At 68.4% G+C, this 16,206-nt stretch carries 10 protein-coding genes and 3 pseudogenes; 1 reads left to right on the top strand and 12 read right to left on the bottom strand.

The features are described 5' to 3' along the window. From ACZ518_RS27980 to ACZ518_RS27995, 4 genes are all read right to left on the bottom strand, one after another. On the bottom strand, window positions 1-156 hold the full coding sequence (locus ACZ518_RS27980) for a hypothetical protein (RefSeq protein WP_469115777.1): 156 nt from the start codon (window positions 154-156) through the stop codon (window positions 1-3). 265 nt (window positions 157-421) lie between these two features. After that, window positions 422-2,158, bottom strand: coding sequence for an immunity 49 family protein (locus ACZ518_RS27985; protein ID WP_469116000.1), 1,737 nt, complete (start codon window positions 2,156-2,158; stop codon window positions 422-424). A 586-nt stretch (window positions 2,159-2,744) separates the two neighbouring features. Continuing rightward, entirely contained in the window at window positions 2,745-3,548 is an 804-nt protein-coding gene (locus ACZ518_RS27990; RefSeq protein ID WP_469115778.1) for a hypothetical protein, read from the bottom strand. Between the two features lie 44 nt (window positions 3,549-3,592). Further along, the gene (locus tag ACZ518_RS27995) at window positions 3,593-5,188 is read right to left on the bottom strand and encodes an ISL3 family transposase (RefSeq protein ID WP_469115779.1); all 1,596 of its coding nucleotides are present in this window, start codon (window positions 5,186-5,188) and stop codon (window positions 3,593-3,595) included. A 209-nt stretch (window positions 5,189-5,397) separates the two neighbouring features. Between ACZ518_RS27995 and ACZ518_RS28000 the strand changes: the two genes are divergently transcribed. Further along, entirely contained in the window at window positions 5,398-6,780 is a 1,383-nt protein-coding gene (locus tag ACZ518_RS28000; protein WP_469115780.1) for a tetratricopeptide repeat protein, read from the top strand. A 26-nt stretch (window positions 6,781-6,806) separates the two neighbouring features. On the opposite strand, the gene ACZ518_RS28005 is transcribed toward ACZ518_RS28000, so the two are convergent. The 8 genes and pseudogenes from ACZ518_RS28005 to ACZ518_RS28040 all read right to left on the bottom strand — a co-directional run bounded on the left by ACZ518_RS28005 (window position 6,807) and on the right by ACZ518_RS28040 (window position 16,183). After that, the gene (locus ACZ518_RS28005) at window positions 6,807-7,133 is read right to left on the bottom strand and encodes a hypothetical protein (protein ID WP_469115781.1); all 327 of its coding nucleotides are present in this window, start codon (window positions 7,131-7,133) and stop codon (window positions 6,807-6,809) included. A gap of 45 nt (window positions 7,134-7,178) precedes the next feature. Beyond that, window positions 7,179-7,994 carry an IS5 family transposase gene (locus ACZ518_RS28010; protein ID WP_469116001.1) on the bottom strand — a complete coding sequence of 272 codons (816 nt, stop codon included), beginning with the start codon at window positions 7,992-7,994 and terminating at the stop codon, window positions 7,179-7,181. 98 nt (window positions 7,995-8,092) lie between these two features. Continuing rightward, window positions 8,093-8,960: pseudogene (locus ACZ518_RS28015) on the bottom strand (IS5 family transposase). Between the two features lie 569 nt (window positions 8,961-9,529). Next, a pseudogene (locus ACZ518_RS28020) lies at window positions 9,530-10,978 on the bottom strand (NF041680 family putative transposase); the annotation flags it as partial. A 120-nt stretch (window positions 10,979-11,098) separates the two neighbouring features. After that, complete coding sequence (locus tag ACZ518_RS28025; protein WP_469115782.1) at window positions 11,099-12,214, bottom strand: hypothetical protein; 1,116 nt, start codon at window positions 12,212-12,214, stop codon at window positions 11,099-11,101. Window positions 12,215-12,545: 331 nt separating this feature from the next. Beyond that, a complete protein-coding gene (locus tag ACZ518_RS28030) occupies window positions 12,546-13,940 on the bottom strand; it encodes an alpha/beta fold hydrolase (protein ID WP_469115783.1) in 1,395 nt (464 codons plus the stop codon). Window positions 13,941-14,767: 827 nt separating this feature from the next. Next, a pseudogene (locus ACZ518_RS28035) lies at window positions 14,768-15,163 on the bottom strand (NF041680 family putative transposase); the annotation flags it as partial. A gap of 267 nt (window positions 15,164-15,430) precedes the next feature. Next, window positions 15,431-16,183: an ASCH domain-containing protein gene (locus ACZ518_RS28040; protein ID WP_469115784.1), complete on the bottom strand. Its 753-nt coding sequence runs from the start codon at window positions 16,181-16,183 to the stop codon at window positions 15,431-15,433. Between the last annotated feature and the right edge of the window lie 23 nt (window positions 16,184-16,206).

Raw genomic sequence — 16,206 nt, forward strand, 5'->3', positions numbered from 1 at the left:
CTAGTAGTCGGAGGTGAAGCGGATGGTGGTGGAGACCTCTTCGCCGCTCTTCTCCACGACAGCGCGCGCTTTGATCTGGGTTTCGCCGAAGCTCAGGTAGAGGTCTACTCCGCGGTCATCAAGAGCGAAGGCCATGGCCTTGGAATTCCAGGACATCTGGGGCGGCCTCGCGCTGCCACCGGCCCCCTTCTACGAGGGCTGCCCCCGCACCCTGGACGGAGGCGGGGCCACAGAAGCCGTTTGCCGTGTCGACGATGTTGCTTCGCCCCGGGGCGAGATGCAGCCCCGAGGCGCATCCCCTGACCCAGGGGTCCAAGCAGAAGGCGGCGCCTCGGCCTTCCACGACACCAACGCTTTCAGCCTAAGAGTGGAGGCTCAGGGTTCTTCGAAGGCCTCCGGGGCCGGAGAGGCGCGGATCACCCTAGAAGGGTTCGGCAACCCGGAGGATGTGCTCCGGCAGGTAGGGGGACTCGACGCGGATGGCCCAGCCGCGGCGGCGGGCGTGGCAGGCCAGGGCGAGGATGTCGAGGTTGACGGCGGCGTCCGGACCGTCGGCACGGTCGGCGACCTGGTAGTAGTCGCGGTGGGCTTCGAGTGCATCGGCCAGGGCCAGGTTGAAACTTTCCTCGTCGCCCTCCACGAGCTGCGACAGCAGCACGGCCGGCGGCATGGCGAAGCCCCAGTCCTCGGCCTTCTCGGCCTGCTCCAGTGCCCGCTGCGCGGCGGGTTCGGGGTCTGCGCCCTTGAGGTAGGCATGGAGGGCTTCGCGGTACGCGCTGAAGGCGGAGCCGTCCGGGCCGGCGAAGGCGGGGCCGGTGAGGACCAGGGGGGCGAGATCCTCGCGCGCGCCGGAGATGAGGGCGAAGGCGGCGGCGGTCTGCCAGGTGCCGGCTCCGGCATCTCGGCTTCGCTTAGCCGGGTAGCGCAGGGTGCGGCCGTCCACGGTCACCTCGGCCTCGGTGCCCGGCTCGGCGAGGGCGATGCGGAAGAGGGCCGCTCCCGCCTGGGAGGCCAGCCGGAGGCTCGCGAGCTGGGCGTCCGTGAACTCGCCAGGGTCTCCCGCTCGCCACTTGAAGAGGCGCGCCTGGTCGCCCATGACATAGCCGAGCCGCCACACGGCCAGGGGCTCGCCGTCGACCGCGGTGAACGCCTCCTCGACGCGCTTCTCGTACCTGGCCACGGTCTGCGGGTTCACCGTCCGCTCGCAGGCCGGCCGCTCCACCACCAGCGGGCCCGCGGCGAGCGCGGCGACCGCGTCCGGACGCCGGTCCCGGCCGAACCCGCCGACCCGGGGGCCCCGCGTCTCGAAGCCGGTGACCAGCGCCTGCGGAAGGTAGTCGGTGCGCACGGCCGGCGACCAGCCCAGCGTCCGGTACGCGAGAGCGGCGAGGGCGATGGGGACGAGCGGCAGGAGCGAGCGTGCGGAGGCGGAGTAGCCCTGCAGCGTGGAGTGCCCGGCCAGGAGGTCGGCCAGAGCGGCATCGAAGGCGGCCCGGTCCTCAGCGGCCAGCGCGCGCAGCGTACGCAGTGCCGCACTGTCCGGCCGCTCCATGAGCGGTTCGCCGGTCTCCTGGGCCCGGGCACGGACCCGGTCCAGGGCCGCGTCGACGGCGGCGAGCTTCGCCCCGGTGCTCGGCGGGTACTCCTCGTCGTTCCCGGTGTCGTCCAGGACCACGGCGGTCAGGGCCGTGACGAGCTCGCCGGCGGGCGTTCCCTGCGCCTTCTCGGCGAACTTCACCCGGGCGAAGTGGAAGGCCTCGCCGTGCCACTTGGCCTTGTCCCTCAGGAGCGCGAGGCAGAGGGCGTCGATCCACTCCCCGGGCGTGACGCTCTCCTCGGGCTCGTCGTCCCCCGGGTCGTAGCTCATCCCGAAGTTCACGTACTCCAAGAAGATGTTGAAGCTGCAGTGCGGGTGGTAGGCGGCGTAGGCGACGGCGCCGGCCGCGGCTTCCGAGGCGTCCTTCAGGGCGGCCTTGGCCTCCGGCGTGTCGAGGTCGGGTGTCTCGACCGAGAGGGCACCCAGGTAGTCGAGGAACTCGTCCGCGATCGTTTGCCACTCGTAGGTGCTCATCCGGCCGCCCCTCGACATGGAATGCACCTGCCCCCCGATGCGGTTGGTGAATTCCTCGCGTGCCGCCGACACGACGGACCCGCCCACCCGGTGACGCTCTATTCGCACTGCGCTGCTCCTTGATCGATCTCTGCGAGCAGCCTAGGTGCGTGGTCTGACAGGCCGGCCGGGACCGGTCCTGCCGCGAGCCCGCGGTGGCCGCACACACCGCTACCGCCCGTCAGACGAGGTAGGCGTTGAGGCTCTGCCCCCCGGAGTGGCGCCACACGGCTGAAGCCGACGTGATCGCCCGGACGGGCCCCTAGTTGGTACGCATGTTCGTCAGGTGGGCTCCCACATATCCGACTATGACGCTCCCCGTCGCCCCCTTCGTGTCGTCGAGGAAGTGCACACGGGGATACGCACCGCCCCGGCCCAGCCGAAGGTGAGCCAGCATGGTGGCGAGACCACCCGCGTCCGCTGACGAGGGAACGGGCAGCTGGCGCTCTCGGCCCCATGGCTGCATCGTGACGCCGGACTCGGTCATGTCCTCGTCGTCAGGCGGGGACGGCCTCCCGCCCACTGAGGGTTGAGGCAGGTGGCTTTGTTCGCGAGCCACGGCTCTGGTCCACTTCTTGTGGTGCGACCACGCTGGGTGATCAATTGGGTGCTTCAGGGGGGCATGGACCTTGAGTCAGAACGGCGGGTCGTCGCTGTAGCCGCCGCCCGTCCAGTTGCCGTCCCAAGAAGCGCGGCCAGCTCTGAGACGGGCGTAGTGCTCGCGCGCCGCGATGTCAGACGCATTCTCCAGTCCGATGGTGTCGTGGCCCCATGCCTTCAGCGCGTCTAGGACGCGGTCTCGGTGGCGCCGGGGAGCGCTGCTGGCCAGCAGGCGGCGGGCATGGTGGGCCAGATCGGCCTGGTACCGGGTGAGGAGAGGGTGCTCGATGAGGGGGATAGCAGTGACCAGGGCGGTGTGGCGGACGTCGGCGTCGTCATGACCGAGAAGGGGATGAACAGCGGAAAAGATCGCCGGGCGTGCGTCCCGGAACGCACGCATCTCGTCGTACTCATCAAGGAAGCCCCCGTCGAAGAAGCGTTCGCCGGTGGCGACGCACTCGTCGTCGGCGTCGTAGGCGGTGTCGCCGAGCCAGTCGAGCAGCTGCACGAGGGTCCGGGGGGTCTGGGTCTCGCCGTCGCGGTTGCCGTCGCCCGCCGCGACGGCTGGATGGTTGAGGATCGCCGCGACGTAGAGGGCCACGGGGACAGTGGCCTCGTAGATGCTGTTCTGGTGAGTCACGGGCCCCAGCGCATCGTGGAGAGCAGACTCCCTGATGACCGGGTCAGGGTCGGTGAGGAGTGTCAGCGCCGCCAGCAGGGCTTCGCCGGTGCCGCAGGCTGTGGCGAGCGATGCCCAGTCCGTACTGTCCAGCAGTGTCTGAAAGGGAGGGAGCTCGGCGGGGTGAGGTGGCTCGGTCTGTCTGCGGCTCGGGGTCACAGGCTGAGGCTATTGCGTTGACGAGCCAGAGCTGTGCCCGGGTGTCACGTGTAAAGCAGGACTCGCTTGCGGAGGAGGTCGAAGCCTGCACGGCCGAACATCTGGCGTTTAAGGATCTTGATCCGGTTGACGTGGCCTTCGACGACGCCGGAGTTCCACGGCTGCGAGAGTCCCGCTGTGACGGCGTCGAGATCGCGTTCCAGGTGCCGGGCGAATCGCTGGAGGCCAGGGGGGTCGGCGGTGGTCTCAGCCTCGATCCATGCCGGCAGTTGGTGGCCTTGCAGGTGGGTGAGCATGTGGGCAAAGGAGCGGACGTGCTCGGCGAGCGCGTCCAGTTCGGGGCAGCCCGACAGTACGTTCTTGAGCTGGAGCCGGTCGCTCTCGGCCAGGGCGTCGGGGTGCGTGAGGATCCAGCGGGTGACGGCGCGAGCGGATGGCGGCCGAGGGCCGACCGGCTGGGGTTTGCCGCGTAGATTTCGGCTGACGTAAGCGCGAACGTTGCCGTAGCCGTCCGGGTAGCCCTGCTCTTTGATCTCCTCCCATAGCTTCCAGGCGTTTTTGCAGCCCTCCTGCCATCGCTGGTCGAGGTAGGGCTTGAAAGCATCGATCTTGGTGGGGCGGCTTTGCCACTGGCCGGTGAACAACTGCTCCGGCTCCGCAGCATGGGCAAAGCGGAGGACCGTGCTGAACCCCATGCCAAGCTGTCGGGCAATGGACCGCTTGCTGTGGCCGGCGGCCAGGAGCGCGTGGACGGTGGCGTGCTTGGCGCGGGTCCGTTCAGCGAACCGGTGCCCGGTCGGCCACGGCGGAGACACGGGCGGTGCCAACGCATGCTGGGGCTCCTCCGGCGGCGCCGGTGCCGGTCGTAGACAGGCGCGGTGTCTGAACACACATTTCTCGGCGGCTTCGCCGAGGTTGTGCCATAGATGCCAACTATCAGCGACCTGGAGGGCTTGCGGGGCGCCGCGGGAAGCGCCTTCGGCGTAGAAGCGGGGGCGGTCCCGGCAGATGATCTCGATCCCCGGCCGCTCGGCCAGCCAGGCCGCGAGGGTGTCTGCCTCCCGGTCTGGTAGGACGTCCACCGGGCGACGGGTCTCGACGTCGACGAGCACGGTTCCGTAGATCCGGCCCTTGCGCTGAGCGTATTCGTCGACTCCGACCACGCGGGGCGTGGGGGCCAGCGGATCCGGCAGCGAGGTGATCAGCCTCAGCAGAGTGTTTCGGTTGACTCGCACCCCGAAGGCGTCCGACATCCGGGCGCCGGCACGTCCCGCGAGCGCGAGCCCGACAGACACCAGCGTCGATCGCAGCCGCTCCGTCCGCCGGCCGAACCGACGGGTGAGCCCCGGCACCTGTTCGACAAATGTCTTGCGCGGGCATGCCTCCTCGGCACAGAGGAACCGACGCACGCGTAGCGACACCACGACCAGCTTGCCAGCGGTAGGCAGGTCATGGGGAAACCGCAGGTAGGACCCGTGGATTCGCCCTGACCAACATCCGCAGCCCGGGCACGCCGCCCGACTGGCCATGGCCTGGGCCTCCACGCGCACGACAGTGTCGGCTACCTCGACCGACTCCACCGACACGTTCTCCACCGCCCAGAGCAGCAGCTCATCCAGCTGCGGACGTACTTCGCTCACGCGGCAGAACTGTCGACCCCACTCCACCCGGGCGGGACGATTTTCGGGCCACCTCGACAGCCATCTGACGACGAGTGACAGTCATGTTGCGTACGCGACCACAAGAAGTGGCCCAGAGCCACTCGTGACCTACGCAGCCAATCCCTGCGTCTACCGCAGCACCCCGGCTTCGGTACCGCCATGTCAGCGGTGGTCTCTAGGCTGTCCCAGTGAACGTCGAAGATCTCCAGTGGCAGGCAGACGAGTGGGGCGGAGTCTCCCCGCGGGTGGTCGACTGCCTTATGGAATATGGACATCTGGATCTGGTGGTACAAGCCGCCGACGCACGCGGGGACTGGTTCTGCGCTCGAGCGGCGATGCGGGAGCTGTGTGCCACGGAGGAATTCGAACGGGCCTGGGCGGTGATGAAGCCGTTCGCGGAGACCGGTTGGCTGCCGGCCGTTTCGGCGGGTGCCGGAATCCTGGTCCGGTGGGGCCGGGTCGAAGATGCGCTGGCGTTGGCGCGCCCGGATGGAGCGGCGTGGCAGGCAGACGAGGTATGCCGGGCCTACGCCGAGGTCCTGGTGAAAGCCGGGCGCGTGGACGAGGCGATCACGGTCCTCGAACCTCACCTGGTGGACGGGTGGGTACTACCGTCTCTCGTAGAGATGACCGAAGGGCAGGGCAGGGACGAGCGAGTCCTGGAGTTGATTGTCCCGCTCGCGGAGGAAGCCAGACGAGTCCAGACCGAAGGCCGATCGTCCTCTTTGTGGAGAGCCTTGGATTTGCAGGCCGAGGTTCTGGAGAGGTCGGGGCGGGTCGAGGAGGCGATACGGATCCTCAGCGCGGACGTGGCCGATCGCCGGTACGGCCCCCAGAACACGGTCCAGTCCTACGCAGAGCTCCTCGCCCGGCACGGACGGATCGACGAGCTGCACCAGACGGCCACCAGTGGCCAAGCACGCGAGGCGTTGCCGCCCTTGGTGAGGGCGTTGAAAGACGCGGGGCGGGCGCGCGAAGCCGAGACTTTGCTGCGCGAACTCATCGCCGCCACCGACTACCCGGGTAACTACCAGGCCCTCCTCATGGAACTGCTGGCCGGACAGGGGCGGATCGACGAGGCCGTCGAGGTCGTACGGCCCACTTTCGACAACCTCTGGGACGGTCTTCTGCAACCGGCGGTGCTCATGCTTGCAGCCAACGGGCTTCATGAACGGGCATTGCGACTCCTGGACGAGTGCAGCCCGGAATTCCTCGACGAGACGCACTGGGTGCCGGACAACCGATGGTGGCTGATGGGGGAGACTGGGCGCTGCCGCGAGGCCATCGCGGAGGTCGAAGCGATGCCCGACCTGGACGCGGACGAACGGGACATCACGATCGCCTCGCTGCTGGCACAGGACGGCAGACCGGACGAAGCGATCGAGCTGCTCCGATCCCATACCGGACTCACCGCGGCCACAGACCTTGCCGAACTGCTGATCAGGCAGAACCGCGCCACCGAGGCCATCGCTGCCATCCCCAGCGTCACCGCCCAGCGGGAAGACGCTCAACGGCGGTGGGGCACTTGGAACAGCACGGAGGCCGGTTCCACCGACGGGCCGCCGTCTTAGAGCGCCTAACACAATGAGGTTGCTGACTACGTGCAGGCGATGGACCGGGTGAGGTCTTCCGTGAGGAAGACGATGAACCGTCGATGCGAGCCGGTGATCGTCGCCAGGTAGATACGGGCTGATCCGGCGGCATGAAGTCTGTCTACGGCTTCGGCCATTCCGGGGCGAGGGGTGACTCCGGTGTCGAGCATGACCTGATGCCGGTGGGACCAGCTGTCCCAGAGCTCGTGTGCGGAGACGGTCTGAGTCTGGAAGAGCTCGAAGTCGGACCCTGCCCGGAGCTCGGCCAGGGCGGCACGCGCGGAGGTGCTGTCGTCCCGATCGAGTGCGGATTGCAGGTCGTCACGGTTCATGCGATCAGTGTGCCGGTGCCGTCTTCCGGCATGGGCAGTGGCTGGTCAGGTGAGGGACAGCACTTGGCGGTGGGTGATCAGGCAGCAGGCGAGCTTGAGGAAGGCTTCGTGGATGTCTGCTCGGCGTTCCCAGCGGATGCGGAGTCGTTTGAAGCCGTGGAGCCAGGCGAAGGCGCGCTCGACGACCCATCGATAGACCCCCAGGCCGCTGCCGTGGGCGGTGCCGCGCTGGGCGATGACCGGGATGATCCCGCGGGCCCGAACCTGATCGCGGTAGATGTCGTGGTCGTAGCCGCGGTCGGCGAAATCGGCCTGGGGCTTGCGGCGTGGCCGGCCAGCTCTTCCGCGGACGGGCGGGATGGCGTCGAGCAGGGGCATGAGTTGAGTGACATCGTTGCGGTTGCCACCGGTGAGGACGACCGCGAGCGGAGTGCCGTGGCCGTCGGTGATCAGGTGGTGCTTCGAGCCGGCCCGTCCCCGGTCGACCGGCGATGGGCCGGCCGGTCTGGAGCCCCCTTTTAACGCCCTGACGTGGCTGGAGTCGACGACGGCCCTCGACCAGTCGAGCCGAGAACTGGCATTCAGCTCGGCCAGCAGCACCTCGTGCAGCCCCTGCCAGACACCGGCCTCGTTCCAGTCCCGCAGCCGGCGCCAGCAGGTCATGCCCGAGCCGAAGTCGAGTTTTTGCGGCAGGTGTTCCCATTGGATGCCGGTGTGCAAGACGAAGAGGATCCCGCACAGCACCTGCCGGTCCGGTACCGGCCAGCGGCCCGGGTACCTGAACCGTCGCTTCCCCTTCGGCAACAGCGGCTCGATCCGCTCCCACAGGTCATCCGACACGATCCACGGTGAAGCCCCCATGGTCTGGACAACACCCAACCCGCCGAACGGACACGGCCACCAGGGCCGATCTACCTCATTGTGTTAGGCGCTCTTAGAGGTCGTTTTGTTCCGGTGTTTTATCCCGTGACCGGCTGTTTGGTCTGTGGTGTCGGGTCGCGCCAGGAGATCGTGTTCTCGCTGGTGAGGCGGCGGGCCATGAGGTCGGTCATGGCGATGTGGATCACGGCTTCCGAGCGGGCGGGAGGGTCTCGTAGTCGCGGGCCAGGCGGCGGTGGAGCATGAGCCAGCCGTAGGTCCGCTCGACGGCCCACCGTTTCGGGATCGGGGTGAAACCCCTGGTCCCGGGCTTGCGAGCGGTAATCTCCATGTCGATGCCAAGGGTCGCGGCATGCTCAACGAGGTGCTGGCGGTATCCGCCGTCGACCCACACCTTGCGGATGCGGGGGTGTTCGGCGGCGACCTGGTCGAGCAGCGCGGTGCCGGCGACGGAATCCTGCACGCTGGCCGCGGTCACCAGCACGGCGAGGAGAAGGCCATGCGTGTCGGTGACGATGCTCCGTTTCCTGCCGACGATCTTCTTGCCGGCGTCGACGCCCTGGCCGGAGGCGGGGACGCTGGTGGAGGTCTTGACGCTCTGGGCGTCAATCACACACGCGGTGGGCTCTGCATCCCGGCCTTCCTTCGCTCGCAAAAGCTGCCGCAGGAGTCCGTTGAGCTGGGGAACACGCCCTCGTCGGCCCATTTGGCGAAGTAGCCGTAGACAGTGTTCCAGTGCGGGAAGTCGTGCGGGAGATAGCGCCACTGGACTCCCGTGCGGTCCACATACAAGATCGCGTTCATGATGTCGCGCAGGTCGTGTCCGGGCGGCCGACCGAAGCCCAGAGCCCTGCCACGGCGCTCGAAACGCCACGCGGTCAGGACCGGATCGATCAACTCCCAGCGGGCATCTGACAGATCACTCGGATACGGACGTCGCTTCGCCATACTTCCGGCGTAGCGCCGCGGACCGAGTGCGCCCAGGCGCACAGCCGCGGCGCCGGAAGCACGCAGGCAACCAAGGCCGGACATCATGGGATGAAACAGGAACAACGCTCACCCGCCCCACCCGCCACCCCGCCCGACCCACAGACAACAACTACACCCGAGGTCACTACCGCACCGCAATCGAACGCCTTGAGAATCGTTCTAAAGCGAGCAATGCAGATGAAAACGACCTCTGAGCTTGCCGTTTAACCTCGGCACGAGATGAGTCGGGCGAGCGCCTCTGTGGGCCAGCAGAGCCATCCAAGAAGTGGGCTCATGACCACGAACCAGTGGACGCTGATTCGGCCCTGCTCCTTGTCCAGGATCGCTGGGGCCTCATCCCGGTAGACGTAGCGGAGGTATCGGCGGCGAATGGGTGCTCCGGCTACCAGCAGCACTGGTGAGGTGAGGAGGATGGCTGCCTGGACCAGCGCTCTCGCGGCGGCGAGCTTCGCCTTCTCCTCGTATCGCATGCGCTCAGTGTGCTGATCCTCGATGCCGCTTGTCAGCCTGTTCTGCGGGGTTTGGTGCCGACGTTGTGGTGGGCGGGTCGGGCATACGCCTCGCCGGTGGCGAGGACGCGTCCGACGTCGTAGCGGGTAGCGGGTAGCGGGCCGCCGATTCTTTGAGCCGGGCGGCCTGCCGGGGCCGGGGCGGGTGGGTTTTGGTGCACCGGCTGGCGTGCCGGTCTTCGCGCGCAGGTTCCTGAACCCGCGGCGGACCCGGGCAGGGGTGAGTCTGTTCGGTTCCGCCGGCCTCTCCCACGGGCGGCGGAGATCACGCGTGAGGGGGCGGGCGAGGCGGAGCTGAGCGTGCGCGGCCAGGACAAGCCATGTCCAGCGGTCGGCGGCCTGCGAGTCCCGAAGCTTGGGCCGGGTCCAGCCAAGGGTCTGCTTGAGCAGCCGGAACGTGTGCTCCACGTCGAAGCGCCGCAAGAACGACTGCCAACACCGGTCGATTTCCTGCACGGTGGTACCGGTGCCGGACCACCACAGCCAGACGGGCTTGTTCACCCCGCCGCTGGGCAGCTTCTCGACCGACAGGCGGATCACGGTGCCCTCGATGACCGGCAGGGGGCCTTCGTGATCGCCCCAGGCTGCCCTCCGGGTCAGCCGGGGGTGGAGCCGGTCCCAGGCCTGCGCGGTCGCCGCCCCGTACCGGTCGGTGTTGGTGACGGTGACCACGGTGGCCTTGCCCCACGTGGCCGGGTCGCCGAAGACGAACTCGCCTCCGTGCTTGGGCGGCCGGCCACCCTGTGGCGGGCAGATCCACGGCACCGGCACGGGCTTGCGCATCACCCGGTCCGAGCGGAGCCTGCCCAGAACCTCCACGGGCAGGTCGGCCAGGAGGTGGGCGATGCGGGGCGCGTCGTAGCCCGCGTCCAGCACGACCAAGATCTCCGGGTCCCCGTCCCGCCACTGGCCGGCGTCCACAAGACGTTGGACGACATCACGGACTTGGTCGGCGGTGACCGCGGCCAAGTCGGCGCCGGGCTCCAGCCGGATCGCATCCAGCAGCGCGGTCCACGATGTCCGGCCCCTCTCCAGCGCGGCGACGATCGAATACGGCCAGCCGGGCACCATCTGATGCTTGCCCAAACCCCGGCCGAAGGTATGGCAGAAGGAGCGGTCCGAGGAGGTGTCGGCGTCCGGCCGCAACCACGGCGAGACGTCCACCGCCAGCACCAGCCGACCGTCACCGGCTCGGGGAAGCGGGACCCCAGTCAGTGCCCGCCGCAGCCGGGCCACGTCGATCCGACCTTGGTTGATCCCGGAGTACAAGGCCCCGTTCCCGCGCCGATGCTCAGGAGCGAGCGCCAGGTCCACGAAGGTGCGGACCGGACCGTCGGTGCACAGCAACGCATCGCACAACTCGAACAAGGCGTCGCTCCGCGCAGTCAGGCACGCGTACAACTCGGACCTGAACTCCGTCACCACCGACAAGGCGTCTCTTTGAACCTCGTGCTCGACCAGTCCCACGATCCCGGCCTCCGTGCTGCGTCGTCGCTCAGCACAGGATCGGCCCGCGACCCCTCACACATCTGGTGAACTGGGAAAACACCGAACAAGTTCGATGCCCGTTCGATGGTGGACCAGCTATCAGCGGTGCGGGGCCCACGGGTCGTCGTACCCCACCTGATCGGGCTGTTCGGGGTGGAGCATCTTTCGGAAGCAGCGCCGCAGGCCTGTCTCGTCGGATCCGCCGGCGGCGGCCATCCAGGGCAAGGCGTCCATGGCGTGGGCACGCTCGTCGGTGGCGAGGTCGTCGACGGCGGCGCGCAAGTCGTCGGGGGCGGGTTCCGCGGTGAGGCAGAGCCAGCCGATCGTGGCGGCCAGCCGGACCTCGGGCGCCTGTGTCCGGTCCCGCCACCGCTCTCGTATCCACTCGGTGGTCGGCGGGTGGGGGTGAGCGCGGGTGGCTTCAGCGGTGGCGAGGACCAGGGTGGCGCGGACGATCGGATCCTGCTCGACGGCGAGCCGGGTGCGGAAGGCTGCGCGGACCGCGTGCTCGGGGTCGGCGGCGGTGGCCAGGGCGTAGGCGGCGCGGATGCGGATCGCGGGGTCGGGGTCGTCGAGAAAGGATCGCAGGAGGGCGGTGTCGGCAGTGATCGCGGCCCGGGCGGCGGCGATTGACCAGCCCGCCGGGTAGCCGCTCACCTCGACGCCGTAGCCGTCGTAGAGGTCGTCGTAGGTCTCGGCGCGATGGAGCAGCAGTTCGTCGCGGGACGCGACGCCGAAGTAACGGGCGCGAGCCGGGCAGGAGACTTCAGCGAGCGCGTCGGCACGGTGAGGGTGGCCGGTATCGGCGGCAATCCGGATCAGGAACGGCACGGCGAGCACGGCAGCAGCCCGCATGTCGTTGGCGCACAGGCCGCTCACAACGCCCGTTCCGGTGCGACCAGGCGAGTCGCCGGTGTGCAGCAGGTGGACGGCCTCCCTGACACGATTCCCCTGAGGGAAGTGCTCCCAGGGAACTTCGCCGAGCAGAAATCCATCCTTGGCCTCGGGCCGGATGTCGGCCATCACCGCCCGCACGTCGAACGGCCCGCCCGTGAACGAGGACAGCTCGGCCCCGTCCACCAGCGCCTGGCACATCGCGAACGTCGGATCGGTCCGCCACTCGCCCACGTCACGCCACCCCATCGCAAAGTCCGATCGGAGCCAATCATGCCCGAGCGCACCGACATCGGTGTCGACGCGCTGCGGGGTAGACACGAGGCCGGCCTTTCCCGAGGCAGGCCGCGCGGAGGGGTGCACATCTGGCCCGCCTATTTGAAGCCGGACGTTAAACGGCAAGCTGAGTACCTGTTTCCGAACCCCGGCCTGCGGGCCTCTCGCCACCCCTGGAAGCAGGGCCCTTCCAGCCACATTCGATGCCGTCAACGGCATGCGATGGTCAGGTTCACCGGGGTGAACCTGACTTGCCTCTGGAGTCCAGGATCGGACACCAGGGGGTAGTCGCTTGTCACATGTGTGAGGGGCTTCCACGAGGCGGGAGTCCCTCACACATCTTTGGGCGGCACTCGTCAGGAGGGCGTGAGCGGCTCTACGCGCCGGAGCTTGCCACGCCACTCGCGTCGACGGTGAACCGTCCGTTCGCGGCGCCGTTGAAGGTGCCGCTCTTGATCCACTCGATCAGTGCCGCCTTGAGTGTGGCATGGGGGCCGGCCCAGGGTTCGCCGGGGCGCCCGCCGTACGGGGTTCCCGATCCTGGCGTGCAACGCTGGCCGGAGCAGCCCTCGTTCAGGAGTGCGTGGCTCGCACATTGGACCTGCACGAGCACCTTGTTCGTCATCGATGTGGGGAGAGCGTTGTAGATGGCAGGCGCGTTGGCCGGTGGCGCGACGGTGTCCTCGAAGCCGTGGATGACCAGAGAGGGCGTGGTCAGCTGTCCCGCGACGGTGGTGTTCCAGCCGTAGCTGGAGAAGACCGGCGAGCGGGTGAGGCCGGTCGGGTTGTTGGGGTCGGTCCCTCCCCACTCGCGCCCCACGGTTTCCTGCTCCAGCAGCTGCGACCGGTACTGCTCCTGGCTGCCCGGTACGACGTGGCCGGTGCAGGCCGCCTCGCGCGCCGGCGGCATTCGCCAGATGGTCTCGGCGGTCGAGGGGTCGTTTACGCGCAGCGGGAACGTGGCGAAGCCGGTCGGCGGCGGTGTCTCCTCGGTGGGGAAGCCAAAGGCCGACGACAGGAAGACGACGCGGTTGACCTTGGCGATGTAGTTGGAGCTTCCGGGGAGGACCGGATTGGCCGCGTACAGAGTCCGGGCGGCGAGCTGCCCGCCGAACGACCAGCCGAGCAGGGTGACCTTGCCGTCGGTCGGCTTCGCGCGCGCGATGGCGTCGTCGATGACCTGGCGGATGTCTCTCACGAAGGTGTCGACGCGTGCGAATCGGAAGTTGCTCGAGTGAGCGCGCCGCTCTCCGCCCAGCGGATTCGTCAGGAGCAACGTCCCCTGCTGATCGAGGGGGAACGGGATGTGAGTGCGGTCGCACCCCTCGGGGTGGGGACAGGTGCCATCCGCGTTGTAGGGCCTGAGGCTCGCGTTGCCGGGATCGTCCAGACCATTCTCGAAGTGCGTCGAGCGGCCGAAGCCGACCAGGCTGGGAGCGAAGGTGTCGACTCCTGCCCAGGCGAGGGCCTTCTGCAGACTCAGCTCGCCGCCGCCGGTGGCGGGGTGTCGCAGGTCGAACGTGGGCGGTCCGGTTGTGGTGCCGCCGTGGATCAGTACCGCAGCCCTGTTGGTCACCGATCGGCATTTGCCGTTCGCGTACACCGGGCTGACGCGGTGGACCTGGAGCCTGGCCGGGCGCCCGTCGAACTGCGGGTCCGGCATCAGCCCGGGCGGCACCCTGAACCTGAGCCAGTGATCCCGGACTGCGACGCCGGTCGGCCCCTCGTCGCAGTGCTTGGGCGACGATACGAGGCGGCTGGCAGCGGCCATTGATTCGCCAGAGCCGACAGCACCCATGATCAGGCACAGAGACAGGACGAGCCACCGCTTCCGGGCGCCGGCCCCGCGGAGCCTTCCGGAGCGAAGGGTCAGCCATGCCTGTCGTCGGTTCCGCGACCTCGGTCTCTGGTTCGCGTACCCGTCCGGCGGGCGCCCGTGACTCTCTGGTCTGGCGTGCATTGCGTCTCCTGCCTGGGCTGTTGCGCATCGGGCGGGTACAGCCGCCCTCATGCCGTACGGGTGAGCCGTCAGCAGCATCCTTCGGTGGGTCGTGGTGCCCCGCCAGGCGGGCTCGGCCGATCGGACGGGGACACGCAGAGGCAGCAGCCTTCCGCGCTTGCACGGCGGGTTACCTGCTCCCTCGTGTCCAGGCCAGGACTACAGGGCGACACCGGTCGCTCTGCCACCAGACGCCCCAGGAGTTCCGTTCGCGGAAGCGTCACCGTGACCGTTACGCGAACGGGTGGGTCCTGGTGAACGGCTCCGTGCGCTGGGACACGGAATCCAGCTGCTTGGCCTGCGGGTTCGCGGTGGCCGCGTGCGGTGGTGACCTGCCTGCCGAACTGCGGGCCCGAATGCTCTCCGAGCATGGACCAGCGCGTCTGCAGGTAGATCCATCAGCGAGGAACGCGGTGGTCATGCGGGTCTTGCGGTCAGAACTTGGGATGGCTCTGGCGGAGATCAAGTCGCTGCTGAGGGAGGTCCTGGCTGGAGCCCATTCAGGCACGATGCCTGAGATGGAGTTGCTGGCCTGCAAGCTGCGGGCGGCTGGCGTTGATGCCGTTGCCGCTCGGCCATAGAGGCTCTGACCTGGCCATTCAGCTAACTCTCCGGGGTTTGGTGCCGACCTTGTGGTGTGCGGGTCGGGCGTAGGACTCGCCGGTGGCGAGGACCCGTCCGACCTCGTATCGGGTGGCGATCCGCCGATTCTTCGAGCCGCGTGGGCGGCCGGGGCCAGGCCGAGTGGGTTTTGGTGCACCGGCTAGCGTGCCCGTCTTCGCGCGCAGGTTCCTGAACCCCCGACGGACCCGGGCCGGGGTGAGTCTGTTCGGTTCCGCCGGCCTCTCCCATGGGCGGCGTAGATCCTGTGCGAGCGGACGGGCGAGGCGGAGCTGTGCGTGTGCGGCCAGGACGAGCCAGGTCCAGCGGTCTGCCGCTGCCGAGTCCCGTAGCTTCGGCCTGGTCCAGCCGAGGGTCTGCTTGAGGAGCCGGAAGGGCCCCGCCGACCTGACGGTCGGCGGGGCCCACCCATGCTCTTCGCTCCCCACCCTCCTCACACCGTTCAAGCAGCAACGAACTGAGGCGAAGAGCGACATTGGTCGTTTTCAAGGCTGTGGCGGATATTTCGTGACGGTCATGGTGGCTGGGCGAGGACAAGGGTCCGCAAGAGAGCGAAGGAAGCTCGGCCGCATGGTGCGGGCGTCAGAGGAGATCTGCTCGTCGTCACGTTGCCGCCCAGTCGTCGCTGGTGCTTCCGCGGTTTAAGCGGCGCCTGTCTTGTCGTTGATCTGGAAGGTGATTACGTCGACTTCGTCGGTTCCCGCCAGATCTGGGTAGTGGCCCTTGAGGGCTTCCCGGAGTTCGGTTGCGGTCGTCAGCCCCTCGGCTTGGGCGTCCTGGTTGGTGAGGTCGCTGACCAGGCAGTGCCTGACGCCGGTCACCTCTGCCGGCAGGACGACTTCGGGGTCGCTTTCAAACACCAGCCGTGCCGGCCCGAGCTGGGCAGGGTCCCGGAAGCGGGTGGTCTTGGTCTTGGCGCCAGAGCGGACGTCTTCAAGGTAGCGGGGGTTGAACCGGATGATCGGGGGACCGGCCGTCTCGGGGTCTTGGTAGAGCGATGGGTCGAGACTGTTCATGCCTTCCGGGGTCCATCGCTGGGTCAGCGGCATCAGGTCGGCGGCGAGAACGGACCTGGGCCCCGCGGGCGTGGGCACGATGACGCGCATGGTGGGGTAGTAGTCCACGAAGACCTGCCTGTCGCGCCCGCACGGGCCGATGACGCCGCGCCCGTGGTTTCCCACGGCAACGATGCAGCGCATCTGGCGGGCGCCCTGGGCTCGTGCGGCTCCCAGAGCCACGAGTTCGGCGCAGGGTCCGCCGGTGAAGTGGTAGAGGTTCACGCCAGCGAACATCCGGTAGTCGGCGGCCATGACCGCGGCGCCCATCGTGTGGATCCCGTCTTCGTCGGGCCCGGCGTCGGTATGCGCGTCTATGGTGCGGCGTGCCAGCTCCACGAGCTCACGCTCATCATCATCGA

The organism is Streptomyces sp. NPDC033966, from assembly GCF_055575955.1.

Bases quoted from the DNA above. Each gene is read 5' to 3' on its own strand.
- ACZ518_RS27980 (WP_469115777.1), bottom strand. From the start codon at position 156: ATGTCCTGGAATTCCAAGGCCATGGCCTTCGCTCTTGATGACCGCGGA.
- ACZ518_RS28030 (WP_469115783.1), bottom strand. From the start codon at position 13,940: ATGGCCGCTGCCAGCCGCCTCGTATCGTCGCCCAAGCACTGCGACGAG.
- ACZ518_RS28010 (WP_469116001.1), bottom strand. From the start codon at position 7,994: ATGGGGGCTTCACCGTGGATCGTGTCGGATGACCTGTGGGAGCGGATC.
- ACZ518_RS28005 (WP_469115781.1), bottom strand. From the start codon at position 7,133: ATGAACCGTGACGACCTGCAATCCGCACTCGATCGGGACGACAGCACC.